Source organism: Magnetococcales bacterium (assembly GCA_015231925.1).
Classification (GTDB): Bacteria; Pseudomonadota; Magnetococcia; order Magnetococcales; family JADGAQ01; genus JADGAQ01.
In genome coordinates this window covers 1-26819 of record JADGAQ010000015.1, presented here as the reverse complement: position 1 = coordinate 26819, position 26819 = coordinate 1, and the positions used below count along the sequence as shown (strand labels likewise).

Genomic DNA, 26819 nt, shown 5'->3' with positions numbered 1-26819 from the left:
ACTTTTTCAGGCCGCCAGATTGCGAATGGCGGGCCAGGCCTGGCGGAAGTATTCGCTGGCGCTGAAGACCGCCAAAGCGGCGGCCACGAAGAGGCAAACCAGTCCGGGAGCCTGAAACGGAATGCCGAAGAGGCTGTCCTGCACCATCAGCATCAGGATGGCGGTCATCTGAAAACCGGTTTTCCATTTGGCGGTACGGGAGACGGGCACCGCGAGACCCCGGCCCGACATGAATTCCCGCAGGGCCATGACGGTGATCTCACGGGCCATGATGAGCAGCACCAGGAAAAGCGGGGCCCGAGCCTCGGATACCAGCAGCAGCAGCGCCGAAAGAACCAGCAGTTTGTCCGCCACCGGATCGAAGAAGCGTCCGAAGGGGGTCAGCAGACCCCGCTTGCGGGCCACATAGCCATCGGCCCAGTCGGTCAGGGCCGCGATGCCGAAAAAGGCCGTGGAAAGGAGAAAGCCCCAGCGTCCCGGCAGATGGGCCAGGGCGATGAAGACGGGGATCAGAACGATTCGCAAAGCCGTCAAGAGATTGGGGAGGTTCCACTGCATTCCGAATCATCTTCCGAAAGAACGTTTATCTCCTGGTGCAAATACCGATGCACCTCCGCCGCAAGCGCCTTTGGAAAACCGGCGATCTGGGCGATATCTTCCACTGCGGCGGCCCGAATTTCGGCCACCGAACCGAAGTGGCGCAGCAGGGCCATTTTACGCCGGGGCCCCATACCGGGAATCCGGTCCAGAATCGACTCCATCAGATGGCGATCCCGCCGGTTGCGATGAAAACCGACGGCAAAGCGGTGAGCCTCATCGCGAATGGTCTGCAAAAGAAACAATACCGGAGACCTCTCCGCCAGAACAAGTGGATCTTTCCGACCCGGGAGAAAAAGGCGTTCCCTGCCGGCGTTGCGCTCCTCACCTTTGGCCATGGCGCAGAGCGGCATGGTGTGGAGGTCACACTCCTCCAGGGCTTGAACAGCCGCGCCGAGCTGGGCCAGCCCGCCATCCACCAGGACCAGGTCGGGCCAGGGATTCTCCTCCCGGTTCTCCTCCCCGCCCCGGAATCGACGGGCGAGAATTTCATGCATGCGTTTGGCGTCGTCCTGCAGCAGGGGATTGCGCAGGGTGTATTTCCGATAACGCCCTTTTTGAAAGCCTTGGTGAGAAAAGTAGACCCGCGAACCCACCGGCTCCGCGCCCTGGAAGTGCGAGATGTCGTAAGCCTCGATGGAGCGGATTTTTCTCTCCACACCCAGCGCCTCACTCAAGGCATCCAGCAGGCGCGCGCGGCTCTCGTCCGAATCGATGCGCAAGGCCAGTTGATTGCGGGTATTGTCGAGGGCCATCTCCATGGCCCGTCTCCGGGGTCCCCGCTGCGGCACGGTGATATCCACCCGGCCCCTCCTTTTTTCACCCAGCGCCTCCTCCAGCCATTTGCGCTGCGAGGGATCCGGCTCCACCAGAATGATGGGCGGGGGCTCCTTGTCCAGATAGAACTGGGCGATGAAGGCATGCAGAACATCGGCGGGCCCCTGGTCTGCGGAGTTGTCCGGAAAATAGCCACGGGTACCCAGATTGAGCCCGCCCCGCACCACCATCACCTGCACGGCGGTGGTAACGCCCTCCTGCAGCAGGCAGATGACATCGAAATCGGTCTCCCGCCGGAAATCGATGCTCTGCTTTTCCTGAACCAGTCGCAACGCCTTGAGGCGATCCCGCAGCAGAGCCGCCTCCTCGAAGCGGCAGGTTTCGGAGGCCTCCTTCATGGCCTGTTCCAACTGCTGCAACAGGCTGCGCCCTCCGCCCTGCAGAAAGCGACGGATATCCTCCACCCAGGAGCGGTAGGTCTTCTCCTCCACCATGTCGCAACAGGGGCCGCTGCAGCGTTTGATCTGGTACTGCAGACAGGGGCGCTTGCGGCTGTTGAACTGCTGATCGGTGCATTGGCGCACCGGATAGAGGCTCTGAAACCAGCGCAGAGTCTCCCGAACCGTCACGCTGGAGGGATAGGGTCCGAAGAGAAAGCCCCCTTCCGCCGGCAGACCCCGCCGCAGGGAGAGCCGGGGAAAACGGCTATGGGCGGAAAGATGGATGTAGGGGTAGGATTTGTCGTCACGCAGCAGAATATTGAATCGGGGTTTGAGGGTCTTGATCAGGTTGGCTTCCAGGAGCAGGGCTTCGTTGTCGCTCCGGGTCATGGTGTAGTCCAGGGCGTGGGCCAGTTCCAGCATGTTGAGAATGCGCGGAGGGTGGTCCCCCCGATGGAAATAGCTCGCCACCCGCCGCTGCAGGTTGCGGGCCTTGCCCACATACAGGGTTCCGCCCTGCCGGTCCATGAAGCGATAGCAACCCGGAGTCTCCGGCAGGTGGCTGATCACCCCTCTGGAGTTTTCGATGGTCACCGCGGACCCTCCCCCTTTCGCCAGGCCCAAACGGCCAGTATCAGACCGGCAAAGATCATGGGCAGGCTCAACCACTGACCCATGCTGAGCCCCAGGTTCAGCAGCCCCAGATGGGCATCGGGCTCGCGAAAGTATTCCACGGCATAGCGGGCCAGACCGTATCCGCTCAGGAACAGACCCAGCAACACCCCTGGCGGACGTGCCTTTCGTCCCACCCACCAGAGCAGGGCAAACAAAAGAATGCCTTCGAGGAAGGCTTCGTAAAGCTGACTGGGATGGCGCGGTACCGGGGGGACGGCCCCCGGAAAGACCATGGCCCAGGGCACGTCGCTGGCCCGACCCCACAACTCCCCGTTGATGAAGTTGCCGATCCGCCCCAATAACAGCCCCAGGGGGGAGATGGGGGCCACCAGATCCCCGATGACCAGCGGCGGAATGCCCCGTCGCCAGGAAAAACCCACGATGGCGGTCACCACCCCCAGCAACCCGCCGTGAAAGGACATGCCCCCTTCCCAGATATGGAAGATGTTCCCGGGATGTTCCAGGTAAAAGGCGGGCTGATAAAAGAGGATATAACCCAACCTCCCCCCCAGTATCACCCCCAGAATGATCCACACCAGCAAATCGCCCAGCAGATCGGGATGCAGATGGGGTTGAAAACGGCGGGCGCGGCGCAGCAACAGGAACCAGCCGCCCAGAAAGGTCAGGGAGTACATCACCCCGTACCAGCGCACCGCCAGGGGGCCGACCTGAACCAGAATCGGATCAATCTGGGGAAAGGCGATCATGGTGTCTCATCCCATTGGGGTTTGGTGCCTTCCGGGTAACATCCCAGAACCTTGCAACTGGTGGTGAAGAAACGCAGCTCCTCCAGAGCCAGGCGACAGCGTTCCTCCTCGGGATGGCCCTGGAAATCGAGATAGAAGTTGTAGGTCCACTGTTTGCCGGGCACCGGTCGCGATTCGAGACGGGTGAGGTTGATGCCGTTGGTGGCGAAACCGCCCAGACACTTGTACAGCGCCGCCGGGATATCCCGCACCGTGAACAGCACGCTGGTCTTGCAGGGTTCCGAGGGATCCGGGGAGCAGGGCTCCCGGCCGATGACCAGAAAACGGGTGGTGTTCATGCGGCTGTCCTGAATATCCCGCTGCAGAACGGTCAGGCCATAGAGGGAGGCGCACAGTTCCGAAGCGATGGCCGCCTCCTGCGGAATGGCCCGCTGGGCCAGTTCGGCGGCGGATCCCGCCGTGTCGTAAACCGACAGGTGGTTCCACCCGAAACGGCGGATGAAGGAGCGACACTGGGCCAGGGCCTGCGGATGGCTGAAAACCGTGGTGATCTGCGGCAATGTGGCGGCGGGGTTGGCGAGCAGACAGTGACGCACATGAAGAAAGTACTCGCCCACCACCGAAAGGCGATGCACCGCCAACAGGTCGTAACTGTCGGAGACCACCCCGGCCATGCTGTTTTCCACCGGAAGCATGCCGTAGCGGCAGAGGCCTTCTTCCACCGCGCTGAAAACATCCTCGAAGGTCTTGCAGGGATAAACCCGATAGTCGGGCATCTTTTCGCGGCAGGCCTGTTCGCTGTAGGCCCCGCGCATTCCCTGAAATGCAATGCTTCTATTGTCGTCCATGGCTCCCATCCCGTATTCCGACTGCGCTCATCCCATTCCCCCTCCTTCGGCACTGGCCATACCGGTGGCTTTTCTTCTACCATATCCGCGCCATGTCCACACCCTTTTGCACATATGCCGCCCCATCCCCCGGCGAACTGACCATCGGCTGGGAAGAGGAGCGCTTTCTGCCCGCCGCGCTGGCCCTCTCCCTGCGCCTGGGTTTGCCCCTGACCCCCTCTCCCGACCATCCCTGGCAACTTGTGGTCACGGATAGCGGTTATCGGGTCCAGGAGCGTCAGGGACGGGAGCGCAGTCAGGTGAGGCTCGATCTGACCCGTGCCCGCCCGGCGACCTCGATTCGCCGCGAACTGCTGGGGCGGGCGGTGGCCTGGAGCGACTCGGCCCCGCCCCGGGTGCTGGACTGCACCGGGGGTTTCGGGGTCGACAGTCTGCAACTGTTGAACTGGGGCTGCCGGGTCCATATCCTGGAGCGCCACCCGGTGATCTTCGCCCTGCTGGAGGAGGCCATGGCGCGGGCGGCCAGCCGGCCTGACCTGGCGAAAACCATGGATCGGGCCAGTTTACGGCAGGGGGAGGCCCTCACCCTGCTGCAAGGCCCCCTGCCCTTCGAACCGGAGGTGATTCTGCTCGATCCCATGTTCCCGCCGCGGGACAAAACGGCCCTGGTGAGCAAGGAGGCCCGGCTGTTGCAACGCCTGGCGGGAGATGGTCCCCCGGCGGAAGAGGAGATCCAACTGCTCACCCTGTGCCGTCGCCTTGCCCTGAAACGGGTGGTGGTGAAACGATCCCGGCACGGCCCCTGTCTCGGAGGGATACGTCCCGACTTCCACATTGCGGGCCGTTCGATCCGCTTCGATGTCCACTGCACCACTGCCTGAAAGTTGACTGCTTCAATGGATGCCGGTCCCGACGTTTCATCTTTGCGACAACGCCTGATCGCCCTGGGACAGGCCTTGCCGGAGACCCTGATCCGGGATCGCCGCGTTCTGGACAGCCGGTTTCGTCTGCTGGAGTCGGCCTGGTATCGGCGCCGGCTGGAGGAGTCGACCCTGTGCGCCCTGGAAGGGGCGGTGGCCCACTCCCGGGCCCAGGTGCTGCGCCGCAAGGCACTGGTTCCCCCCCTGACCTTCGACGAAGCCCTGCCGGTTTCGGCCATCCGGGAGGAGTTCACCCGCCTGCTGAACGACCATCCGGTGGTCATCCTCTGCGGTTCCACCGGTTCGGGAAAGACCACCCAAACCCCCAAAATCTGTCTGCAGGCGGAACGCGGCGTTCACGGACGCATCGGCATCACCCAGCCGCGACGCCTGGCGGCGCGGGGCATCTCCTCCTACCTCGCCGCCGAAACCCGCACGGCCCTGGGATCCCTTGTCGGCTGCAAAATCCGCTTCGCCGATCAGACTTCGGCGGATACTTTGGTCAAAGTGATGACCGACGGCATCCTGCTCACGGAGATCCACCAGGATCCCCTGCTGGAGGAGTACGACACCCTGGTGGTGGACGAGGCCCACGAACGCAGCCTCAACATCGATTTTCTGCTGGGCTATCTGCAACGCATCCTGCCGTTGCGCCCCGATCTGCGCCTGATCATCAGTTCGGCCACCCTGGAGGTGGACAAGTTCTCCCGCCACTTTCGCCAAGCCCCGATTCTCGAAGCCCAGGGACGGGTCCATCCCGTCGAAATCCGTTACCGCCCCTGGGAGTCTTCCCGCGACGAGACCCCGGATCTGGAACAGGCGGTGGTCAACGCCGTGAACGAGTTGCATGCCGAGGGGGGCGACATTCTGGTCTTTCTGCCGGGGGAGAGGGAGATACGCGACACGGCGGAGGTGCTGCGCCGCCAGGCCAGTCGGGATCTGGAGATTCTGCCACTCTTCGCCCGCCTCTCCGCCGGACGCCAGGAGGCCATCTTCCATCCTCGCGGGCAACCACGGGTCATCCTGGCCACCAACGTGGCGGAAACCTCCCTGACGGTTCCGGGAATTCGTCATGTCATCGATTCGGGACTGGCTCGGGTCAGCCGTTTCAGCGGGCGCACCCAGGTGCAGCGTCTGCCGGTGGAGGATGTCTCCCAGGCCTCCGCCAACCAGCGCAGCGGGCGCTGCGGTCGCCTCGCGCCGGGGGTCTGCATCCGGCTTTTCAGCCAGGAATCCTATCTGAATCGCCCTCCCTTCACCGATCCGGAGATCCTGCGCACCTCCCTGGCCTCGGTGATTCTGCGCATGAAGGCGCTGGAGCTGGGCGATGTCGAGGAGTTTCCCTTCATCGACGCCCCCTCCTCCCGGGCCATCGGCAGCGGCATGCGCCTGCTGGAGATGTTGCAGGCCCTCGACGCCGACGGCAACCTGACCCCCCTGGGGCGCGAAATGGCTCTGCTGCCCCTGGATGTCCGCCTGGCGCGCATTCTCCTGGCGGGTCGGGACGGCGGTTGTCTGAGCGAAATGCTGGTGCTGGTCACGGCGCTGTCGGTGCAGGATCCCCGCGAACGCCCCCAGGCGGGACCGCAACGTCTGCCGGAGGTCCACAAGCCCTTCGCCGACGCCGAGTCCGACTTTTCCGGCTGGCTCAAGTTGTGGAACCACCTGCAGGAACTGAAACACGGCGCCCCCTCCGGGAACCAGTTCCGCCAGAGGCTGAAGGCCGAGGAGCTGTCGGTGCTGCGGGTGCAGGAGTGGTTCGACCTGCACCGGCAACTCAAGGATCTGGTCCGGGAAGAGGGTCAGGAGGTCAACCGGGTGGCCGCTCCCTACATCACCCTTCACAAGGCCCTGTTGCGGGGTTTCGTCGACCTGGTGGGGCAGAAGGGCGAGGAGCGGGAGTTTCAGGGCACCCATCAACAGCGTTTTCACCTCTTTCCCGGCTCCGGTCTGCACGCCAAACCGCCCTCCTGGGTGATGTGCGCCGAAATGGTGGAGACCAGTCGCCTCTACGCCCGCTGCTGCGCCCGCATTCAACCCGAATGGCTGGAGGAGACCGCCCCCCATCTGCTGCGCCGCAGTTATCGCGATCCCCACTGGGAAGCGGATCGGGGCTGTGTGGTGGCCCTGGAAAGGGTGACTCTGCTGGGACTGGTCATCGTTCCGGGTCGCAGTGTGCGTTACGATCCCATCGATGCCGTGGAATCGCGCCTGATCTTCGTGCGCGAAGCGCTGGCGGCGGGTCAGATGCGCCTTTCTGCTTCCCTGCACGGCGGTCCGAAGGACTTTCTCAGCCACAACCAGCGTCTGATCCGCGAGCTGACGGAACTGGAGGCCCGCGCCCGTCGCCGCGACATTCTGGTGGCACCCGAGGCTCTGGAAAGCTTTTTCGAGGAGCGTCTGCCGCCGGGCATCGCCACCCGCAAGGAGCTGGAAACCTGGCTGCATTCCCAATCCGTGGGGCAAGCACGACGCCTCTTCCTGGATCAGGCCTTCCTGATGCGTCACGCCGCCCAGGATGTCACCCGCCTTTTCCCCGGCTCCCTGGAAGCGGGGGCCTTCAGCCTGCCTTTGACCTACCGTTTCGAACCCGGCAGCGGCAGCGACGGCATACACGTCACCCTGCCGGTCGCCTTGCTCAATCAGGTGCCGGAGGAGCTGTTCGACTGGCTGGTGCCGGGATTGCTGGAAGAGAAACTGCTGCATCTGCTCAAGGGACTGCCCCAATCGGTGCGTCGCCTGCTGGTGCCCCTGCCCGCCCTGGCCCGCGATTGCGCCGAGGTGATGCGCTTCGGCGAGGGCAATCTGCACATTGCCCTGGCCCAAACGGTTCACGTCCTGAAGGAGGTGCCGGTGGAGCCGGCCCTCTTCCAGGCGGTCGATCTGCCGGACCATTTGCGCATGATGCTGGTGGTGGTGGACGGCAGCGGCCGCCAGGTGGAGGCGCAACGCGATCTGAAAAGTCTGCGCTCCCGGCTCGCCAAAGAGGCCAGCCAGAGTTTCCAGGAGAGTTTCAAAGCCCCGGAAGAGTCCGGCGCGCTGCACCGGCAATGGACCTTTCCACCGCTGCCGGAGTCGTGCGAACGCAAAGGCCCGAAAGGTATCGCCCTGACGGGTTACCCCGCTCTTCAGGCCGAAGCGGAGGGGGTGCGACAGGTGATATTGGACAGTCCGGAAAGCGCCCGCGCCTGTCATCGTTCAGGCCTGGTCAAGCTCTTTCGCCTGCAACTCGCCGCCATGATCAAGGATCTGGAACGGCGACTGACGCCGCCCCCGGCCCTTGGCCTGGCCTTTCGTCCCTACGGAAGCATCCCGGTCCTGGTCAACGCTTTGCTGGACGCCCTGGTAGAGGAGGTCTTTCTGGGGGAGGAGCCTATCCGATCGGGGGAGACCTTTTTGAAACATCTGGACAGCGGACGGACCAAACTCTTCGCCGAGGCCCAGCGCCAGGGTGAGCGACTGCGGAAGCTGCTCACCGATCTGCAGAATCTGGCCAAAATGGTCAACGAGCCGGGAAACCGGCCATTACCCCACCCCTTCCGGGAGGAGATTCTGGGGCACATGAAGGGACTGTTGCGGCCCGACTTTCCCTTCACCACCCCCCTGCCCTGGCGGCACGAGCTGGCCCGCTACGTGGAGGCCGGCCGCATCCGGGTGGATCGCTATCGCAACGACCCCGCCAAGGATAGCCGCAAGGCCGCCAGCCTCGCTCCCTTCCTTCAGGAGCTGGCCCAACTGGAAAAACGCCCGGAAGCCGCCGATCCCCAGGGCGAGGTGGCCCAGCTGCGCTGGATGATCGAGGAGTATCGCGTCTCCCTCTTCGCCCAGGAGCTGGGCACCCGCCTGGTGGTTTCCGAGGCACGCCTGCAAAAGCAGGTGGCCCGGGCCAAACAGGGAACCACCGCGCCGACACCAACAAAAAACCCGGGAAAAGCAAACTCTTCCCGGGTTGTTTAATACTCAAAAAGGCGCACAAAAACTATTTGACTGCGTCCTTCAGCACTTTGCCGGGTACGAATTTGGGGGTTTTGGAGGCCGGGATATTGATCTCCTTGCCCGTTTGGGGATTGCGCCCGGTACGTGCGGCCCGGGTGGCCACCGAGAAGGTGCCGAAGCCGACCAGCGTGACGGCATCGCCTTCCTTCAGGGCGCTGGTGATGGCGTCTACCGCCGCGTTCAGTGCCTCCCCGGCCTGTTTTTGGGTCAATCCGGACCCTTGGGCCATTTGCGCAACCAGTTCCGATTTGTTCATGCAAAACCTCCTGTAGCAGAGCGGTAACACTCGAAAAACCGGAGAGGGTTCGGGATACCCTCCCACTCCGGAAAATCCCTTAACCGACTGGTCTGGGATCGTACCCAAGGAATGCCAGGCAATTCAAGGGCCGCAATGGGGAATTATCCCGGGCCGCCCCTTCTTGCCACTTTTATCGGGGAATTACCGCTTGTCAGTCAAGAGGAGTCGACCGATAATAAGAAAATCGAGACAATTTTCCATTCGCCAGGCGCTTTTGGGAGGATGCATGTCCGCACCCTTATTCGATGAACTCCTCAAGCCCATCCTGCAAATTCAGGATGCCCTGTTCGGCACCGAGAGCCAGGCGCGCGAGCCGGTCACCCGGCTGGTGCGGCCTATCTTCGCGGGCATTTTCTTCGGGTTGTTGATCCAGAGTCCGCTGATTTTCGACCGGATCTTCGAACTCTACATCCCGCAGGAGGTGCCCAAAACGGTGGCCAGGCAAGTCAACGCGCCCCCGTTACTGCACTTGAGCTTCGATGGACACCTGGAGGACACGGCCCCCCTGGCTCTCAAGGCGGAGTCGCCCTCGGGCATCCCCCGCTACATGGAGGGCATCGACCAGGAGTCCCTGGTCGTCGACGGGGAGAAGGCCTCTCTGGCTGTGGTGCTGGATCAACGTATCCAGTTTTCCACCGGCATGATGCTTGAGTTGTGGATCAAACCCGATCCGGCCCTCTCCGCCTCCTCCGGGCTGCCCATACCCCTGGCCGCCCTGGAGCCGCTTCACCTCTTTCTGCTGCCCGTCAAGGTGGGCGAAGCCACCCATTGGCGTCCAAAAGCCCTGCTGAAGGATGGCAACCGCCTATTGGAATGGACAGCCACCGTGACCTTGCCGCCCAATCGCTGGAGCCGTTTGGCAGTGAGTCTCGATTCCCGTGAAGGCGGGTTGTTTTATGTGGACGGCGTAGCCGCCGGACGTTCCGAAGCCCGCTCCTTCGTCCTGCCCCGGCAGCGTATCAACGTGCTGCGCATCGGGGGCTCCAATCCGGGTTCCCCCCACTTTACCGGCAGCATCGACGATCTGCTGCTCTACGGCTATCCGCGCAAGCCCGGCGCCCCTGCCGTAGCCAGGGTTCAACCGCCCGCCCCGGCATCGGTTCAAGCCGGGCCTGCTCCGGCCACCCGCCCGGTGGCGGTCGAGACCCCGGCCCCCGCACCCGCCTCTTCCGCCGAGGAAACCGTGCTGCAGTTCCTGGAAGCCGCCCAGATGGGCGAGTTCGATACCATGCGTCGTCTGGCGAGCCGCAAACTGGCCGGCAAACTGACCGGTGCCCCGGAAGGCTGGTCCAAACCCTATTCGACCTTGACCCGGCTGGCCATGGGGCGACCCGATATCGAGCCTCCCGTCAGCCAAAACGGCGCCACCTGGGTGAAGGCCTCGGGATACGCCCAGATCCTGGGGGAACAGAAGGCCTCGGAAGTGGTCATGTGGAAAGGTGAGTTTCAGCTCGCCAACGAAAACGGTCAATGGCGCATTGTGGAAGCCCGATGAACGGCGCTCCCAAGGCTTCCGGCAGCCTGTTTCTGGCCCTTGGCGGCATCAACGGCTTTCTGGCGGTGCTTCTCGGCGCCCTGGGATCCCATGCCCTGGCGGCCCGTCTGGAAGGCCATGCCGGCCATCTCTTCGATACCGCGCAACGCTTTCACATGAGCCACGCCCTGGCGCTGGTGGCGGTGGGAATCCTGCTGCTGCGCCACCCCGGCCTGCGCTGGGGAGTGGCGGCGGGGGTACTGCTCCTTCTCGGCCTGATCCTGTTTTGCGGCAGCCTCTACCTCAAGGCCCTGTTGGCATGGCCCATGGGCCTGGCCACGCCCTTCGGGGGCGCCTTGCTGATGGCGGGATGGCTCACGCTGGCTGTGGCAGGCTGGGAGAGCCGCTCCTACTCCTGAACCTCGGAAGCCGCAAGCCCTCTCCAGAGACGGTCAAGCTCCTGGAAGGCGGGCCGACAGATCGTTGAGGAACCTTGAAAGCCCTGCAGCAGGCAGGCCAGCCGGGAGGCCCGCTCCACGGGCGACGAGTGAGTCGAAACCGGCGTCAGTCCCGGCAGGGAAAAGAGTTCCACCGCCCCGGCAACCACCGCCTCTCCGTCCGTCAACCCCTTCAGGGCCAACCAGACCGCCAGCCCGTCCGCAGCCGACTCCTCATCCTCACCCGGCGGGGAATTCCGGTCGCCGATCAGAACGTGGGCCACTTCGTGCAGCAGGCTGAAGCGCAGAAAACGGTCCCGCACGTCCAGGCGTTCCGACTCGGCCAACCAGGAGCGGTTGCGAGCCAGCAGCTCCTCCAGTTGACGCACGAAATCGCCGCAGAAGAGAATGCGGCGCGATTCGGGAAAATAGCGTGGTTCGCCCCCCTCCTCTTGCCATTGCAGCACGATATCCCGACTCAGGGGCATCTTCAGGGTGGAACGCAAGTGGGGCAGCAGATGCTCCAACTCCGCCGGGGGATGGGCCGTGTCCGTCCAACCCGGAGGTTGATCCGACAGGTAAAGTACAAGGCAGACGGTCAACCCGCTAAGGAAGATATTTGTCTGCCTCTGGCTCAAGCTGCGGCGACCATGGCCGACTTCACCTTGGCGACGTACTGACGGGTTTCGGCAGGCATCGCCTTGGGATTGCGCTCCAGATTGCCCATGCCCCAGTTATAGGCGGCCAGGGTCAGGTTGACGTTGCCGCGATAGCGTTCCATCAGGCCTTTCAAGTAGCGGCTTCCGGCCATGATGTTCTGTTCGGGATCAAAGGGTTTGGTCACGCCCAGCTCTTTGGCGGTGGCGGGCATCAATTGCATCAAACCCTGGGCCCCGGCCGGCGAGACCGCTTTGGGATTGAAACCGCTCTCCACCTTCATGACCGACCGGATCAGGTTCTCGTCCAGATCGTACTCCTGCGCCGCACGGCGAATGATGGCCTCATACGGTTTGGAACCGTCGTTGCGTGCGGGGGAAACCCCGCCTGCCGGGGCATTCTGCCGGGCCGCCGCCGTCTGCTGGCCCATGTTCATGCGACCGCGAGCCGCCTGCATCACCTCCAGGCGGGCGCGGGCCAGGGTGCTGTTGCTGTTGAGGCCGGGGGTCTGGGGCAGCAGTCCGCCCAAGCCGTTTTCCGCCATGAGCAGCGGCCCCGGCACCACTTCCGATTCACCCAACAGATGGTCCTGGGAATCGGCGGCCATGGGCAGGAAGGGCCGTTCGTCATCCAGGGTCAGGCTGTCGGAGGCCTGTTCCACCCCCCCCAGGTGCCCACCCGAGGTCGTGGACAGCCCCAACATGCCCTGATTGCCGAAAACGCCGTTTCCCGGCTGGTCCACCATGGGGCGCACCGCCTCGTTGAGGCTGCTGACCGCCTGGGAATCGAGAACCCAGGATTGGGTTTGATCCGGCAGCCCCCCCAGAGAGAGCAGCGTGCGGGCCAACTGGTCCTGAAATCGCAGGTTGCCCATGGGCATCTGGCCGGGCAGGGATGTACTCCGCAAACCACCACGTTGCAGGGGCGACATCGTGTTGAAGGGCATGGATTTGATCATGGGAACCCCGTATTCTGGTTGCTTTCCTGTTCCAACTCTCTGAATGTCTTGGTGGAAGCAATTATTGTTCCTTTTCTTGAGAAAGGGATGTGACCATGCTGGAAGTGGTGGTTGGAGACATCACGCAACTGCGGGTGGATGCCATCGTCAACGCGGCCAACGCCTCCCTGCTGGGGGGAGGTGGCGTGGACGGAGCCATTCATCGGGCGGGGGGAGGAGCCATTCTGGAAGAGTGTCGCGCCTTGCGCCGGGAGAAGTTCCCCGATGGACTGCCCACGGGAGAGGCCGTGGTGACGGGCGGAGGGAAACTGCCGGCCCGCTGGGTGATTCACACCGTGGGGCCGATTTACGATCAGGACTACAATCCACCGGCCCGGCTGGAGGCCTGTTATCGCAACTGTCTGCAAAAAGCCCGGGAACTGGGCGCGGAAGAGGTGGCCTTTCCCGCCATATCGACCGGGGTCTACGGTTTTCCCAAGGAGAGGGCCGCCCGCATCGCCGTGACCACCCTTCGGGCGGAGTTGACCCGCCACGGCCCCCCTCCCCGACGGGTCATTCTGGTGGCCTACAGCGAAGCGGACGCCGCCATTCTGCGCCGGGCCTGCGCCAACTGACCTATTTGGCGTCAGGTTTCGGGAAGTGGTAGTAGCTGTCGTTGAGGAAGTCGGTCACTGCCTGGACATCCTCATCGAACCACTGGGCGCCCACCTGATTGTTGCAGAAGGCCACCATGGCCTGGAGTTCGTGGTAGGTCTTCTTTTTGTGATCGGGCCGGGTGTAGATGCGGCTGGCATCCCCCCCGAAGCGGCCCGCGTGACAGTCGATGCAGTGCCGGTCGTGCAGGGCCTTGCCCTGGGAAGCCTGCTCCGCTCCAGCGAACAAAGGCAGGGCCAGGGTCATCACGGATACGGCCAGGCCGGTGAAACGACGATATTTCATGGACCACTCCTTTGGAAAATCAACCATGAACCAGACATCATGCCATTCTCCGGCCCCTCCGACCGGCAAGGCCCGTTTGCGGGTGCTGGTCATCGGCACGGGGGCCGTTGGCGGCTATTATGGGGCAAAACTGGCGCAAACGGAATGCGAAGTCGCCATGGTGTGCCGCAGCGATTACCACGAGGTGGCCCGGCACGGGTTGCAGGTCGAAAGCATCCATGGCGATTTCCGGGTTCAGCCAAGCCTCGTCCTGCGGAATGCACGAGACTATCCGGGCATTCCGGATGTTGTGCTGATCACGGTCAAGGCACTGCCGGACCTTGATCCCAGGGAGCTGCTCTCCTGCACCCTGGGAGCCGAGTCGGTGATCCTGCTGCTGCAAAACGGCATCGGGGTGGAGGAGCCCTGGTTACAGGCCTTCCCTCAGCAGCCGCTGATCAGCGGATTGGCCTTCATTTGCGCCCAGAAGGTGGGACCCGGTCGGGTGCGACATCTGTGCTACGGACGACTCACCCTGGGGCAATATCCCCGTGGTCGTTCGGCGCGACTGGATGAGCTGGTGGCCCTGTTTCAATCCGCCGGGGTGGTCTGTAACGCTTCGGAGGAGATTCTGCGGGATCGCTGGCGCAAGCTGGTGTGGAATGTGGCCTTCAACCCGATATCGGTTCTGGGAGGAGGTTTGGATACGCGGCGGATCATGGCCGACGCCGCCTTGCGGGAGCTGGCCGGGAGTCTCATGGAGGAGGTTCGGATTCTGGCGGAGGCCGAAGGGTTTCCCCTGCCCGCCGAGGTGGTGGCCGTCAATCTGGCGGAAACCGAGAAGATGCTGCCTTATGAAACCAGCATGCTTCTCGATTACCGTCAAGGACGCCCGATGGAGTGGCAAGCCATTCTGGAGCGTCCTCTGCGACAGGCCCGGCGGCGCGGCCTGACCCTGCCGCGCATGGAGACCCTTCTTGCCCTGTTGCAGGCTTTGGAAAACGCCCGCCCCGCCGGGGATCAGGTCCGCAGCCAGGAGAAGATGACCAGCGCCTGAACCAAAGAGATCAGGATCAAACCATAGGCCCCACCGATATAGATGGCGGCCAGGAATTTATAGAGGACGCCTCGGGAGGAGGGAACTCTTTCCTCGGTTTGTGCTTGTTGGATCATGCCGGGTTGCCTCTCTCGCTGGTGTTTATGAGTGCATGCGACTCTCGGAACGGCCCACGGGGAAAACGCACCCCGACCGGGAGTCCACGAAGCAAAATTCGCACCAGTACCCGCACACCTTTTCAAAACCGGCGAAACCCCGTCAATCCGAGGCTTGCGGCGGGAAGATGTCAACAATCAGTCAGTGTGGTAAAGCCGATTTTTGACAGCGCCTATCGGAATAATTTGACCTCACGGGCTTTCCTCTCCGGCAAAAAAAACCAGGAGCGGGAATGCGTGGGAATGGGTTGAAGACGTATACCATGGAAACTGTTACGCCAACTCCGCCAAGCATAACTTTCGAAATCCGTCATCGGGCTCCATCCGGATCCTTCGGGGTGGCGGCTGGGGCAGCGACCCGGTCTACGTCCACTCCCCGGTTCGATCAGCGCTCCGCCCCGCGCAAGGCACGCTCCAACTCTTGCAACAGCTTTTCCCGCTCGGGCAGATAGAGCTGGTATTTCTGCACGAAGAGCTGGCTGTTCATCTGGTACGTGGCATATTCCACCAGCAGTTCGTCCTTGTTGCGGCTGAGGATCAGGCCGATGGGCGGGTTGTCGCCTTCGACGTTCTCCTCGTTGGCGAAATAGCCCAGGTAGAGATTCATCTGGCCGATGTCGTGGTGCTGCACCTCGTTGATCTTCAGATCGATGAGTACGAAGCAGCGCAGAATACGGTGGTAAAAAACCAGATCGACCTTGTAGTGGGTGTTGTTGATCGTCACCCGGTATTGCCGCCCCACGAAGGTGAAACCTTTGCCCAGCTCCAGCAAAAATTGCTGCAGGTGGTCACACAACAGGGTTTCGAGCTGGGTTTCCGATACCTGCCAAGGCTCGGGAATTTTCAAAAACTCGAACACATAGGGATCACGCAGCAGATCGGCGGGCGCTTCGACAATCTGCCCCTGGGACGCACGCTGCAGAAGGCCGGATTTATCCTTGCCCGCCGCCAGCCGGAGAAAAAGCGAGGAGGCCTTCTGTCTTTTCAGCTCCGGCACAGACCAGTGTTCAGACAGCGCCTGCTTTTCATAGAAGCTGCGTTCCAGGTCGTCATCCAATTTGAGCAGCTCCACATAATGTGACCAGCTCAATTGGTGAGAAGGCTTCTGACTTATTGGGTAACGCAGGTACAAAAGCCGAATGTACACCAGATTGCTGCGACTGAACCCCCTGCCGTGACGCAGGCTGAGATCCCTGGCCAGGTTGGCGACAAGCGCCTTGCCATACTCAGCCCGAACGTTGCCCTGCTGTTCGAATTCGACGATGCATCGCCCCACCTGCCAATAGGTTTCCAAGATCCGGGAATTGACCGCCTGCACCGCCTGGATTGGCCTTGGGTATAGGTGTGGGAAATCGCCTCCACCAGCCCCTGGTAATCCTCACCGTTGTTCAGTGCCATTCGGACCTCTTCAAATGCCTGAAGGCGTTTCACGGAGGTTTCGTTTGCAAGCGCCGCCAGGGGGTGACTTTCGTCTGCCTCCCCTTCTCTCCACCACCACCCAGGCCTGCGCCAGGCCGCCGTCGTCGGAGAGGCTCAGATGCAGGCGGAAACCCTTGCCCGCCAGTTGACGCAGATGGGCCTTCACCTTGCCCTGCGTCTCCAGGGTGGGTTGACCCAGGGCCGTGCGTCCCACCGCCATGTCGGTGAACCAGAGGCCCTCCCGCAGGCCGGTGCCCATGGCCTTGGCCAGCGCCTCCTTGGCGGCGAAACGTTTGGCGTAACAGGCCGCCGCATCGGCGGTGGCCTGACACCAGCGCCGCTCCTCCGGGGTGAAGATCCGATCCAGAAAACGCGACCCGTATCGCTCGATGGCCCGGCGGATGCGGGCGATTTCCACCAGATCGCCACCCACCCCCACAATCACGGCAGCCCGTCCCAGCCGGCGCGGGCCGCCTCCCGCATCAGCCGCTTCATCTCCCGCACCGCTTCCCCGATCCCGGTGAAAACCGCACGGGCGATGATGGCGTGGCCGATGTTCAACTCCTGCATTCCCGGAATGGCCGCCACCGGCTGCACGTTGTGATAGTTCAATCCATGGCCCGCGTTGACCTGCAATCCCAGCGTGTGGGCCAGGGCCGCGCCGTCCAGCAGGCGATGCAGCTCCCCTCGACCGTCCCGCTCCCCGGCATAGCGTCCGGTGTGCAGCTCCACCACGGGCGCTCCCACCGCCAGCGCAGCCTCGATCTGCCTCGGATCGGGATCGATGAACAGCGATACCCGGATACCCGCCCCGGTCAACGCTGCCACCACCTCCGTGAGGGATTCCACCTGACCGGCGGCGTCCAGCCCCCCTTCCGTGGTCAGCTCGGCGCGTTTTTCCGGCACCAGACAACAGTCGGCGGGCCGCAAGACAAGGGCCCTGGCGACCATTTCGGGGCTGGCCGCCATCTCCAGATTGCATTTGGTCTGCCCGGCCTCCAGCAGCCGCTCCACATCCCGATCCTGGATGTGACGCCGATCCTCCCGCAAATGCACCGTGATGCTGTCGGCCCCCGCCATCTCCGCCGCCAGAGCCGCCGCCACCGGATCGGGCTCCCGCCCCCCCCGCGCCTGACGGATGGTGGCCACATGGTCCACGTTGACTCCCAACATGATCATGATCACTCCCCCTTGGAGGCATCCACCCCGACGCCGGAGCCCGGCAAGGGCCTCTTCTCGCCGTTGGCGTCTTCGTTCGACGGCTGTTTGGAAAGCTCCAGCAGCCGGGCCGGAACATGCAGAATATCCCGCACGATCCCCGGCGTCAGGGAACTCATCGGCTTGACCCGAATGGTCGGATCCCTGATCGAACCCAACATCTCGAACTGGGTTTCGAACAGGGTCTGACGGGAGCCGGAAACCACCGAGCCGACCACCGGAACCGTGTTGACGATCTTGTCCAGAGTCTGCAAGGGCCGAAGACCCGCCAGCATCGTCATCTCCTCCCGGGGGAAATCGATACTGCCGGAAAGGTGCAACTCCATCGAAGGCCCCGCCAGCACGATCGAATCGGTGGAGAAACGGCTCTCCTTGAGCTGGAAAGCACCGTGAAGTTTATCGAAGTAGAAGCCCTTGCTCTCCAGATCCGGACGATCCCCGGAGAGAAGCTGCGGCAAATCCCCCAGGGAGATCAGGCCCAGAAACTTGGAGAGCAGCTTGAACTTGCGCAAGGTGCCGTCCCGCCCGTTCAGCTCGCCCCGCCCGGAAAGATGCCTGCCGAACCGTTCTCCGTAAGGCAGATTGCCCTTCAGATCCAGGGTGATGGAACCCACCCCCTTTTCCATGTTCTCGTGGTAATCGAGGGCCTTGAGCAAGGCTCCCCAGTCGGTGGCCTGCAGCCGGAACCGTCCCTGATATGGCCCCACCCAGAAACCCTCGGGCCAGTTCATCTCCCCGTCGAGGAGTTCCACCATGGCCGAATCCTGAGCGAAGGAGAGCTGATCGATCTTGAACTGACGCCCGCCAAGGGTCATATCCATCTGCAGCGAACGCCCATGGGGCTCCTTGGGCAGGATCACCCGATCCGCCGTCAGATGCAGCTTCACGGGGGGGAGATCTTCCGCCGTCCCGTTTTCCTCCTCGTCGCCGTCACGGGGAGTCTCGACCTCCGGGGCAGACTCCTCGCCCCCCGGCAGATGGGGACGCAGATCGACCTCCTGCCAGTGGGTATCGACCACCCAGTTCTTGCGCCGCTCCACTTTCAGGGTGCCCTGATTGCCGGCGTGGAGAATTTTGGCCAATCGCAACGAGCCCGTCTCCTTGTCGCGGTCCCAAGTGGCCGAACCGGTTGCGGTCAGATCGGGGAATTCCGCCCGCAGCAGGGGGACCACCAGCGGTTTACCCTCCTCCCAGTCGCCTTCCAGAGTGAGGCTCCCCGGTTGGCCGCCCTCCTTCTCCCAACCAGCCGGCCCTTGCAGCGCGGTGGACTGCCAGTTGGTTTTCAAGCGGAAGTGGGTGGTCTCCTGTTTTGGGGGTTTGTCCAGCACCAGCTCGAAGGCCGGTTCGCCTCGACCACGAAACCGTCTGCCGAATAGTTCCCGCATCCGGGGCAACCAGACCGATTCCGGAACCGAGCCCTGGGTTTGCAGATGCAGATGGGCCTTGGGCGGGTTGCGGAAATCGGCCACCGTCACCTTGCCATCCAGGGCGAGACCGGCCACATGGGCCTCCTGAACCTCGACCTCCAGGCGGCGGTCACGGGTCAGGCGCAACTGGCCGTGAATATTTTCCACGGGTTCGAAACCTTCCAGGGCGAAACGGGCATCCCGCAGCTCCATGGAACCCTGTACGCTGGCGTCCCCCGGATGGGAGAGGGGCAGGCCCAGGGTAAAGCGAAAGGCCCCTCCCCCGGCAATCCGGCTGTCGGCCAAACCGGCCTGGCGGTCCCAGCGCAACTTGGGGTGGGAGAAGATCTCCCCCCACAGGGATTCCAGATCGCCCTCCCCGGTCAGTTGCAGATTGAGTTTGGTATCGCCGAAATAGTCGGGAATGGCGACGTTGCCCCGAATGTTGCGGGAGTGCAGCAGGCTGGCCTTCTGCACCTCGGCGCTCATGTGGTGGTCCGAAAAGAGCAGCTTGGCGGAAACCTTGCTGACCGGGGGCAGGCCGGGAAAGAAGAGGATGGAGACCCCCGAGGTGGTGCCGGTGATCTGGAAGATTTCGGCAGCGGCTTCGGCGGGGGTGGGATTGGCCTTGCCGGGTTTCCAGAAGGTGAGGTTTTTGCGGATGCGGGCCTGGGCCTGGATCACCTCCCCTTCCGAGAGGCTCTCCTCCAGCCAGGCAACCAGCTCCGGGGGCATGATGGCATAGGGATAGTAGACCTTGGCGAAACGGGTGGCCACCCCCTTGGCCTGGGCGGTGAGATCCAGTATGGTGCCGGAAGACCGTCCGATATCCTCGATGGCGAACGCGCCCGAGGCGCTGCCGTGGGGGGAGGTCAACTGGAACTCCTTGACCCCGACCCGCCAGGTTTCGGCATGCCCTTCCACCTCGCCACGGGCCATGAGGGTGCCGATGGGCAGGGGATATTTGAAGAGATCGGGCCACAACAACTGACCGGCGCCGACCAGGCTTTTCCATTGGATGCGATGGCCGCCCTCCCTGGTCTGGGACCAGACGAGATCGAGTTGCAGGGGATTGCCCTGGCTTTTGAAGGGAACGGACGAACCCAGCAGGGGCAGAAGATCCTCCAGATGGCCGTTGCGCAGAGAGGCCGACACTTCCCAGCCCCCGTTGCGCAGAGTTCCCTCCCCTTTGGCCTGAAGCTGCACGGCTTCCCGGGGACCGGGCATCACCCCTTCCGCCCGGATGGCCAGCCGTCCCCCCTGGGAAAGGGTGGCCTGGATATGGATATCCTGAAAGACCGGGCCCTCGCTCAAGGTCACTTTGCCGCGTCGGACCTCAAGACTTGAGGCCGTCGGAATGGCGAAGATCGGGTGCGTGGCGGGCAACGTCTCCCCCAACACACCGATCGGACTTTTATCTGCCAGGGAGTTGGAAAAACGCCGGGAGTCCAGGCGGAGTTCCACATCTTCCAGAACCACCTTTTCCAGTTGCGGCAGCCCCCCATCCCGCCACCGCAACGGGGAGAAGAGGAGAACCACATCCTGGACGGCCAACTGGCTGCCGGCGGTCGTTTCCGACTCCAGATGCAGACCGCGAACCACCAGTCCGGGCGTGACGCCGCGCAGGGTGAAGAGCAACTCCCGCGCCCGAAGCAGCAAACCCGCCTCCGCCGAGAGTCGCGAAGCCAGCCAGTTGGCGGCCCAGGTGACATCCAGAGGCCGCCACTCCAGACGGGCGTAGCCGAGCCCCAGCAGCAAAATCAGTGCAACGACGATCCGGCGCAGCCAGCGACGTTTGCGCCTGGCAGGCGCCGCCGCTTGCGGTGGACCGTCGGGTGTGGTTTCCTGCGGTGTCGAACTCTGCTCCATCCTGATCCATCAATGGCAGGCAAGCCCACTGGCATCCGCTCCCGGGGTAGCCTATCCTGCAAGGGCGATGAAAACGTTCACACATGGTATGGCAAGCCAAGGCATATGAAAACCCCCTTTCCCGATTTTCTCTCCCCCGAAACCTGGGACCACCTGGACTATCTGGCCGCCGGCGCCGCCCGGCCGGAGCGGGTGCGCGAGCGCCTGGCGGACTGGTTCCAGGCGGAAGGGGATCCGCAACGGCGCGCCATTCTGGTCAAGGCGCTGGAAGATCCCCGTTGGCGGCAGCGGCTGGCGGCCACCCTGGGCAACAGCAGCTACTTGGGAACGGTTTTCGCGCGCTGGCCGGGAATTTTTCCCTGGCTGGTGGAAGGCGCCTACGCTCCCGGACCGGCAGAGCGCAAAGAGGCCCTGATCCGGGAGGTGCTGGAATGCGCCGACGCCCAAGTGGTCAAATCCCTGATGCGCCGGTTCAAACACCGGGAGTTCTTTCGCATCGGCATGCGCGATCTGGGCGGCGAAGCCTCTCTTGAAGAGGTGACCGGGGATCTGACGCGGGTGGCGGAAGCGACCCTGGAAGCCGGTTTCCAGTGGCTGCATCGGGAGCAGTCGCAGCGTTTCGGCCAACCGCTGACCGAAACGGAACGCGGACGACAACCGGCCCGCTTCGTCATCCTCGGCATGGGTAAACTCGGTGCGGGCGAACTCAATTTTTCCTCGGACATCGATCTGATCTTTCTTTACGACGAGGACAACGGCCACACCGACGGGCCCCAGGCCATGGCCGTCAAGAGCTATTACAGCCGCCTGGGCCGCGATCTGATGAAGCTGATGCACGAGAAGACCGCCGACGGCATCGTCTTTCGCACCGATCTGCGCCTGCGCCCCGAAGGGGAATCGGGGGATCTATGCCTCTCCTGCCGTTCCGCCGAGATCTACTACGAATCCTGGGGCCAGACCTGGGAGCGGGCCGCCATGATCAAAGCGCGTCCCGTGGCCGGAGACATCGCCCTGGGCGAGTGGTTCCTGCAACGGCTGCGCCCCTTCATCTACCGCCGCTTTCTCGATTTCGCCGCCCTCGACGCCATCCGGGACATGAAAGGCCGTATCGACCACAAGGTCAGCCGAGGCGGCAACTATTTGCGCAACATCAAGCTGGGACGGGGCGGCATCCGGGAGATCGAATTCTTCGTGCAGTGCCAGCAGTTGGTTCACGGCGGCAAGGAACCCCGTTTGCGGGGCCGGGAAACCGTCGCCGGTCTGACCCGTCTTCAGGAACTGGGCTTCATCGATGCCGATACCAGCCAGCGACTGATTCGCGGCTACCGATTCCTGAGACGACTGGAACATCGGATTCAGATCGAACGGGAAGAGCAGACCCATCTGATGCCGGAAGAGCCGGAGCGCCTGCAACGGCTGGCCCGTCGCATGGAACTGAGCGATGCGGCAACCCTGCTGGAGCGGTTGCGGGAAGTCACCGACGAGGTGCATGCCGTCTTTCAGGCCCTGTTCCACGAAACCGTCTCCTCCGGGGATTTCGGGGAAGTCGATGCCCTGCTGGAGTGTGAAATCGAGGCCGGCGAATGTCCCGGCGAACTGGCCAAGGCCGGCTTTCTCGACCTGGAGGGGGCCATCCTCGGACTGCGCTTTTTACGCTCGGGACTGGCCGGAGGTTCCCTGGTGCTGCGGGAGTCGGCGCGCCGCTGGTGGCATCGGCTGATTCCGCAACTGTTGCAGCGTATTTTGCGGGCTCCCGATCCCGATATGGCTCTGGGACATGTGCAGGAATTCCTGTCCGGCATACGCAATCGGGTCAATTATCTGGCCCTGCTGGTGGAAAACCCCCGGGTTCTGGACCTGCTCATGCCGTTGTTCGGCACCTCCTCCTTCTTGTCGCGTTTTCTGATTCGCAATCCCAGCCTGCTCGACTCCCTGGTGACCCGCGAGTTTCTGGAACGGTATCGCGACCGCAGCCAGATGTCCCGCGACCTGAGCGAGCGACTGGAGGCTCTGAAAACCCATGAAGAGCGTCTGGACGCCTTGCGGGAATTCAAGAACGTGGAGTTGCTGCGCCTGGGATTGCGGGATCTGTCGGGGCTGGCGGAGCTGCCGGAGGTCATGACCGGACTGTCGGCCCTGGCGGATGTGGTGCTGACCCAGGTCTTTCTCCTCGCGGTGGAAGAGATGCGGGCCAAACACGGCAAACCCTGTTGCACCGATAACCACGGGGTTCGCCGCGAGGCGGCTTTCGCCATCCTGGCCATGGGCAAACTGGGCGGTGGCGAGCTCAACTACGCCTCCGATCTGGACCTGATCTTCATCCACGACTCCCAAGGGGACGACGCCTGGAGCGACGGCGAAAAATCGCTCTCCAACGGTCAGTATTTCGCCAAACTGGGACAGCGCATCATTGTCGGCATCACCACCGTGACCCGCTCCGGCAAGCTCTACGAACTCGACATGCGGCTGCGACCCTCCGGGAAATCGGGTCCGGTGGTCACCTCTCTGGACTCGTTTGTTCACTACCAGAACACCGAGGCCTGGACCTGGGAGCATCAAGCCCTGACCCGGGCCCGGGTGGTGGTGGGAGACCCCGCGCTCGGAGCAAAGCTGCGCAGCGAGATCCTGACCGTACTGCAAAAGCCCCGCGAAGAGGCCAAAGTCCGCAGTGACATCCTCGACATGCGCCAGAGGCTTTGGCACGAAAAAGCCCCGGCGGAAGGGGTCATCGATATCAAACAAAGCCGGGGAGGCGTGGTCGATATCGAGTTTCTGGTGCAGTACTTCATTCTGACCCACGGGGAGAGGTACCCCAAAATCGTGCAGCGTCATGCGGGAAACGCGCTGCGGGCCCTCCGCGAACAGGGTCTGCTGAGTCCGACCGACGGCCAACGGCTTGAAGAGAACTACGCCTTCCTGCGAACCGTGGAAAACCGGCTGCGCCTGCTTTACGACCGCGCCGAAAACAGCCTGCGGCGCAACGCCGTGCAGAACAACCGCCTGGCCCGTCTGTGCGGCATGGCTTCCGGGGAACTGCTCTGGGAGACCCTGACCCGCCGTCTGGAGGAGACCCACGAGGTGGTGGCACGAATCTTCGCGACGAATGTGGAAAAAACGGCTTGAGCCCGTCCGGTGAAAAAGGGATACTTCCCCGATTCCCGACGGTTGGCGTTCGGATCTTGGCAATCCCCAGTGAATAAGGTTGAACCATGACCATGTACGACAAAGACGGTTTCATCTGGCACGACGGCGAGATGGTGCCCTGGCGGGATGCCAAGGTACACGTCCTGACCCATACCCTGCACTACGGCATGGGGGTATTCGAGGGCATTCGCTGTTATGAAACCGAGCGCGGTTCGGCCATATTCCGGCTCGATGCCCATCTGGACCGTCTGTTCCGCTCGGCTCACATTCTGGCCATGCCCATGACCTACACCAAGGAGCAGTGGAGCAAGGCCTGTCGGGACGTGGTGCGGGCCAACGGGCTCAAAGCCTGTTACATCCGCCCGCTGGCCTTCTACGGCGCGGAGAGCATGGGTCTGAACCCGGCACCCTGCCTGGTCCACGGCATCGTGGCCGCCTGGGAGTGGGGTCCCTACCTCGGCAAGGAGGGCATGGAGAAGGGCATTCGCGTCAAAACCTCCAGCTACACCCGGCACCATCCCAACATCATCATGACCCGGGCCAAAGCGGTGGGCAACTACCCCAACTCGATCCTCTCCAAGTCGGAGGCGCTGACCGGCGGTTTCGACGAAGCCCTGCTCCTCGACACGGAAGGCTATGTGGCCGAAGGCAGCGGCGAGAACATCTTCATCCTGCGCAAGGGTGAACTGTGGACCCCTCCCCTCGATTCCGCCCTGGACGGCATCACCCGCGACACGGTCTTCGTTCTGGCCGCCGAGATGGGGTTGAAGGTGGTGGAAAAACGCTTCCCCCGTGACGAGGTCTACATCGCCGACGAGGCTTTCTTCACCGGCACAGCCGCCGAATTGACCCCCATTCGGGAGCTGGATCGCCGTCCCATCGGCGGCGGCATCGCCGGACCCGTCACACGGGAGATTCAAAAACGCTTTTTCAACGTGGTGCAGGGGCGCGACCCCAACCACCTGGACTGGCTGCAGTTCGTGGACTGACAAAAATACCGGTCTTACCCCTCGGGCGGAAAAGTCTGCCCGAGGGGCGTTCATTCTGGAGCACTGGAGGAGCATGGCCAATCCGCAATACGTCTACACGATGCATCGTCTTACCAAAGTCGTACCTCCCAAACGGATCATCCTGGAGAACATCACTCTGGCCTTTTTCCCGGGAGCCAAGATCGGCGTTTTGGGTCTCAACGGCGCGGGTAAATCGTCCCTGTTGCGCATCATGGCCGGGGTGGACAAGGAGTTCACCGGCGAGGCCAAGGCCGCTCCCAACATCTCCGTCGGCTTTTTGCCCCAGGAACCGGTCCTGGATCTCAGCAAAGACGTGCGCGGCAATGTCGAAGAGGGTGTTCAGGAAATACGCAACCTGCTGAACCGTTTCAACGAGGTTTCCGCCAAATTTGGCGAGGTGACTTCGGATGCGGAAATGGATGCTCTCATCCACGAACAGGGGGAGCTTCAGGACGCCATCGACCGGTGTGACGGCTGGAACCTGGAAGTCAAGCTCGACATGGCGGCGGAGGCTCTGCGCATTCCGGAGTGGGATGCAAGCGTGGCGCGTCTTTCCGGCGGTGAAAAGCGTCGTATTGCCTTGTGCCGCTTGCTGCTGCGGGCGCCCGACATCCTGCTGCTGGACGAACCGACCAACCACCTGGACGCCGAATCGGTGGCCTGGCTGGAAAAATTCCTGCAGGATTATCCGGGCATGGTGGTCGCGGTGACTCATGACCGGTACTTCCTGGACAATGTGGCGGGTTGGATTCTGGAGTTGGATCGGGGCCGTGGCATTCCCTGGCAGGGCAACTACTCCTCCTGGCTGGAACAGAAGGAGAAACGGCTGACTCAGGAGAAGCGGGAGGACGATTCCCGCACCAAGCGGTTGCGGGCGGAGTTGGAGTGGGTTCGCTCTTCGGCGCGGGCCCGGCAGACCAAGAGCAAGGCCCGCTTGCAGGCTTACGAGATTCTGGCGGCTCAGAGTCGCGAGGTACGGCGCGAGACACAATCCTTGTACATTCCCGCCGGGCCGCGACTGGGGGAGATTGTCATCGAAAGCTGCAATCTCACCAAGGCCTTCGGGGACCGGCTGCTGATCGATGATCTCTCCTTCATTCTGCCGCGCGGCGGCATTCTGGGGGTTATCGGCGGCAACGGATCGGGCAAGACCACTTTCCTGCGCATGCTGGTGGGGCAGGAGACGCCGGACGGGGGTTCGTTGCGTCTGGGGGATGCGGTGCAGGTGGTTTATGTGGATCAGAGCCGGGAGCAGTTGGACCCCGAGTTGACGGTATGGGAATACATTGCCGACAACCGGGAGGTCATGGATCTGGGAGGGCGGGAGTTCAACTCGCGCACCTTCGTCTCCTGGTTCAACTTCAAGGGAACGGACCAGCAGAAGAAGATCGGTCAGCTTTCGGGTGGGGAGCGCAACCGGGTGCATCTGGCCAGGACGGTGAAGGCGGGCGGCAATCTGCTGCTGCTGGACGAACCGACCAACGACCTGGATGTGGAGACGTTGCAGGCTTTGGAAAATGCGCTGCTGGAGTTTCCCGGCTCGGCGGTGATCGTCTCCCACGACCGGTGGTTTCTGGACCGCATGGCCACGCATATCCTGGCATTCGAGGGGGATTCAAGGGTGATCTTCTTCGAGGGCAATTATCAGGATTATGAAGCGGACCGCAAGATCCGTCTGGGCGAGGAGGCGTGTCGGCCTCACCGGGTGCATTACAAGAAGCTGCGGTAGGTTCCGTTCCGGGTTTATCCGTAAAAGGGGCAATTTATTGCCCCTTTGGCTTTTTTTACCGCGTCTACTTTGGAATACGTAATTTTTCTGTATCTGTTCAGGTATACGGG

21 protein-coding genes and 2 pseudogenes are annotated in these 26819 nt (G+C 62.8%); 10 read left to right on the top strand and 13 right to left on the bottom strand.

Going from position 1 to position 26819, the window contains the following annotated elements:
- Positions 1 to 6: 6 nt before the first annotated feature.
- The 4 genes from pgsA to pheA are packed head-to-tail and all read right to left on the bottom strand — an operon-like array spanning position 7 to position 4044.
- The gene (gene pgsA / locus HQL56_03400; protein MBF0308561.1) at positions 7 to 558 is read right to left on the bottom strand and encodes a CDP-diacylglycerol--glycerol-3-phosphate 3-phosphatidyltransferase; all 552 of its coding nucleotides are present in this window, start codon (positions 556 to 558) and stop codon (positions 7 to 9) included.
- On the bottom strand, positions 531 to 2408 hold the full coding sequence (uvrC, locus tag HQL56_03395) for an excinuclease ABC subunit UvrC (protein MBF0308560.1): 1878 nt from the start codon (positions 2406 to 2408) through the stop codon (positions 531 to 533). The genes pgsA and uvrC overlap by 28 nt, the downstream gene beginning before the upstream one ends.
- Positions 2405 to 3196: a prolipoprotein diacylglyceryl transferase gene (locus tag HQL56_03390; protein ID MBF0308559.1), complete on the bottom strand. Its 792-nt coding sequence runs from the start codon at positions 3194 to 3196 to the stop codon at positions 2405 to 2407. The genes uvrC and HQL56_03390 overlap by 4 nt, the downstream gene beginning before the upstream one ends.
- Positions 3193 to 4044: a prephenate dehydratase gene (gene pheA, locus HQL56_03385; GenBank protein MBF0308558.1), complete on the bottom strand. Its 852-nt coding sequence runs from the start codon at positions 4042 to 4044 to the stop codon at positions 3193 to 3195. The genes HQL56_03390 and pheA overlap by 4 nt, the downstream gene beginning before the upstream one ends.
- Positions 4045 to 4136: 92 nt before the next feature.
- Between pheA and HQL56_03380 the strand changes: the two genes are divergently transcribed.
- Both HQL56_03380 and hrpA read left to right on the top strand, forming a co-directional pair.
- Positions 4137 to 4925 (top strand): class I SAM-dependent methyltransferase, encoded by a 789-nt coding sequence (locus HQL56_03380; GenBank protein ID MBF0308557.1) that lies wholly within the window; start codon positions 4137 to 4139, stop codon positions 4923 to 4925.
- A gap of 15 nt (positions 4926 to 4940) precedes the next feature.
- Positions 4941 to 8921, top strand: a complete 3981-nt coding sequence (gene hrpA / locus HQL56_03375) for an ATP-dependent RNA helicase HrpA (GenBank protein ID MBF0308556.1) — start codon at positions 4941 to 4943, stop codon at positions 8919 to 8921.
- Between the two features lie 22 nt (positions 8922 to 8943).
- On the opposite strand, the gene HQL56_03370 is transcribed toward hrpA, so the two are convergent.
- On the bottom strand, positions 8944 to 9216 hold the full coding sequence (locus tag HQL56_03370) for an HU family DNA-binding protein (GenBank protein ID MBF0308555.1): 273 nt from the start codon (positions 9214 to 9216) through the stop codon (positions 8944 to 8946).
- A gap of 268 nt (positions 9217 to 9484) precedes the next feature.
- Between HQL56_03370 and HQL56_03365 the strand changes: the two genes are divergently transcribed.
- Entirely contained in the window at positions 9485 to 10753 is a 1269-nt protein-coding gene (locus tag HQL56_03365; GenBank protein ID MBF0308554.1) for a hypothetical protein, read from the top strand.
- Positions 10750 to 11151 carry a DUF423 domain-containing protein gene (locus HQL56_03360; GenBank protein ID MBF0308553.1) on the top strand — a complete coding sequence of 134 codons (402 nt, stop codon included), beginning with the start codon at positions 10750 to 10752 and terminating at the stop codon, positions 11149 to 11151. Before HQL56_03365 ends, HQL56_03360 begins: the two co-directional genes overlap by 4 nt.
- On the opposite strand, the gene HQL56_03355 is transcribed toward HQL56_03360, so the two are convergent.
- Positions 11142 to 11807: a hypothetical protein gene (locus HQL56_03355; protein MBF0308552.1), complete on the bottom strand. Its 666-nt coding sequence runs from the start codon at positions 11805 to 11807 to the stop codon at positions 11142 to 11144. The two genes, HQL56_03360 and HQL56_03355, sit on opposite strands and share 10 nt — an antisense overlap.
- Positions 11804 to 12571 carry a lytic transglycosylase domain-containing protein gene (locus HQL56_03350; protein MBF0308551.1) on the bottom strand — a complete coding sequence of 256 codons (768 nt, stop codon included), beginning with the start codon at positions 12569 to 12571 and terminating at the stop codon, positions 11804 to 11806. The genes HQL56_03355 and HQL56_03350 overlap by 4 nt, the downstream gene beginning before the upstream one ends.
- Positions 12572 to 12879: 308 nt before the next feature.
- On the opposite strand from HQL56_03350, the gene HQL56_03345 reads away from it, so the two are divergent.
- Positions 12880 to 13398 (top strand): O-acetyl-ADP-ribose deacetylase, encoded by a 519-nt coding sequence (locus HQL56_03345; protein MBF0308550.1) that lies wholly within the window; start codon positions 12880 to 12882, stop codon positions 13396 to 13398.
- Between the two features lies 1 nt (position 13399).
- Here HQL56_03345 and HQL56_03340 read toward each other — a convergent pair whose 3' ends face one another.
- Entirely contained in the window at positions 13400 to 13723 is a 324-nt protein-coding gene (locus HQL56_03340) for a cytochrome c (GenBank protein MBF0308549.1), read from the bottom strand.
- Between the two features lie 25 nt (positions 13724 to 13748).
- On the opposite strand from HQL56_03340, the gene HQL56_03335 reads away from it, so the two are divergent.
- Positions 13749 to 14759 (top strand): 2-dehydropantoate 2-reductase, encoded by a 1011-nt coding sequence (locus tag HQL56_03335; protein MBF0308548.1) that lies wholly within the window; start codon positions 13749 to 13751, stop codon positions 14757 to 14759.
- Here HQL56_03335 and HQL56_03330 read toward each other — a convergent pair.
- The gene (locus HQL56_03330) at positions 14723 to 14875 is read right to left on the bottom strand and encodes a hypothetical protein (protein MBF0308547.1); all 153 of its coding nucleotides are present in this window, start codon (positions 14873 to 14875) and stop codon (positions 14723 to 14725) included. The two genes, HQL56_03335 and HQL56_03330, sit on opposite strands and share 37 nt — an antisense overlap.
- A gap of 265 nt (positions 14876 to 15140) precedes the next feature.
- On the opposite strand from HQL56_03330, the pseudogene HQL56_03325 reads away from it, so the two are divergent.
- Positions 15141 to 15311 (top strand): annotated as a pseudogene (locus tag HQL56_03325) (SUMF1/EgtB/PvdO family nonheme iron enzyme).
- Here the strand turns inward: HQL56_03325 and HQL56_03320 are convergent.
- The 4 genes and pseudogenes from HQL56_03320 to HQL56_03305 form a co-directional block, all read right to left on the bottom strand.
- Positions 15300 to 16312 (bottom strand): annotated as a pseudogene (locus HQL56_03320) (DUF1016 family protein). The pseudogenes HQL56_03325 and HQL56_03320 overlap by 12 nt on opposite strands.
- 10 nt (positions 16313 to 16322) lie before the next feature.
- Positions 16323 to 16778 (bottom strand): holo-ACP synthase, encoded by a 456-nt coding sequence (gene acpS / locus HQL56_03315; GenBank protein ID MBF0308546.1) that lies wholly within the window; start codon positions 16776 to 16778, stop codon positions 16323 to 16325.
- Positions 16775 to 17512 carry a pyridoxine 5'-phosphate synthase gene (gene pdxJ, locus HQL56_03310; GenBank protein MBF0308545.1) on the bottom strand — a complete coding sequence of 246 codons (738 nt, stop codon included), beginning with the start codon at positions 17510 to 17512 and terminating at the stop codon, positions 16775 to 16777. The genes acpS and pdxJ overlap by 4 nt, the downstream gene beginning before the upstream one ends.
- 2 nt (positions 17513 to 17514) lie before the next feature.
- On the bottom strand, positions 17515 to 20826 hold the full coding sequence (locus tag HQL56_03305; protein ID MBF0308544.1) for an AsmA-like C-terminal domain-containing protein: 3312 nt from the start codon (positions 20824 to 20826) through the stop codon (positions 17515 to 17517).
- A 105-nt stretch (positions 20827 to 20931) separates the two neighbouring features.
- Here HQL56_03305 and glnE point away from each other — a divergent pair, with 105 nt between their 5' ends.
- From glnE to ettA, 3 genes are all read left to right on the top strand, one after another.
- Positions 20932 to 23949, top strand: a complete 3018-nt coding sequence (glnE, locus tag HQL56_03300; protein ID MBF0308543.1) for a bifunctional [glutamate--ammonia ligase]-adenylyl-L-tyrosine phosphorylase/[glutamate--ammonia-ligase] adenylyltransferase — start codon at positions 20932 to 20934, stop codon at positions 23947 to 23949.
- An 86-nt stretch (positions 23950 to 24035) separates the two neighbouring features.
- A complete protein-coding gene (locus HQL56_03295; protein MBF0308542.1) occupies positions 24036 to 24959 on the top strand; it encodes a branched-chain amino acid transaminase in 924 nt (307 codons plus the stop codon).
- Between the two features lie 73 nt (positions 24960 to 25032).
- Entirely contained in the window at positions 25033 to 26709 is a 1677-nt protein-coding gene (ettA, locus tag HQL56_03290; GenBank protein ID MBF0308541.1) for an energy-dependent translational throttle protein EttA, read from the top strand.
- The last annotated feature ends 110 nt before the right edge of the window (positions 26710 to 26819 follow it).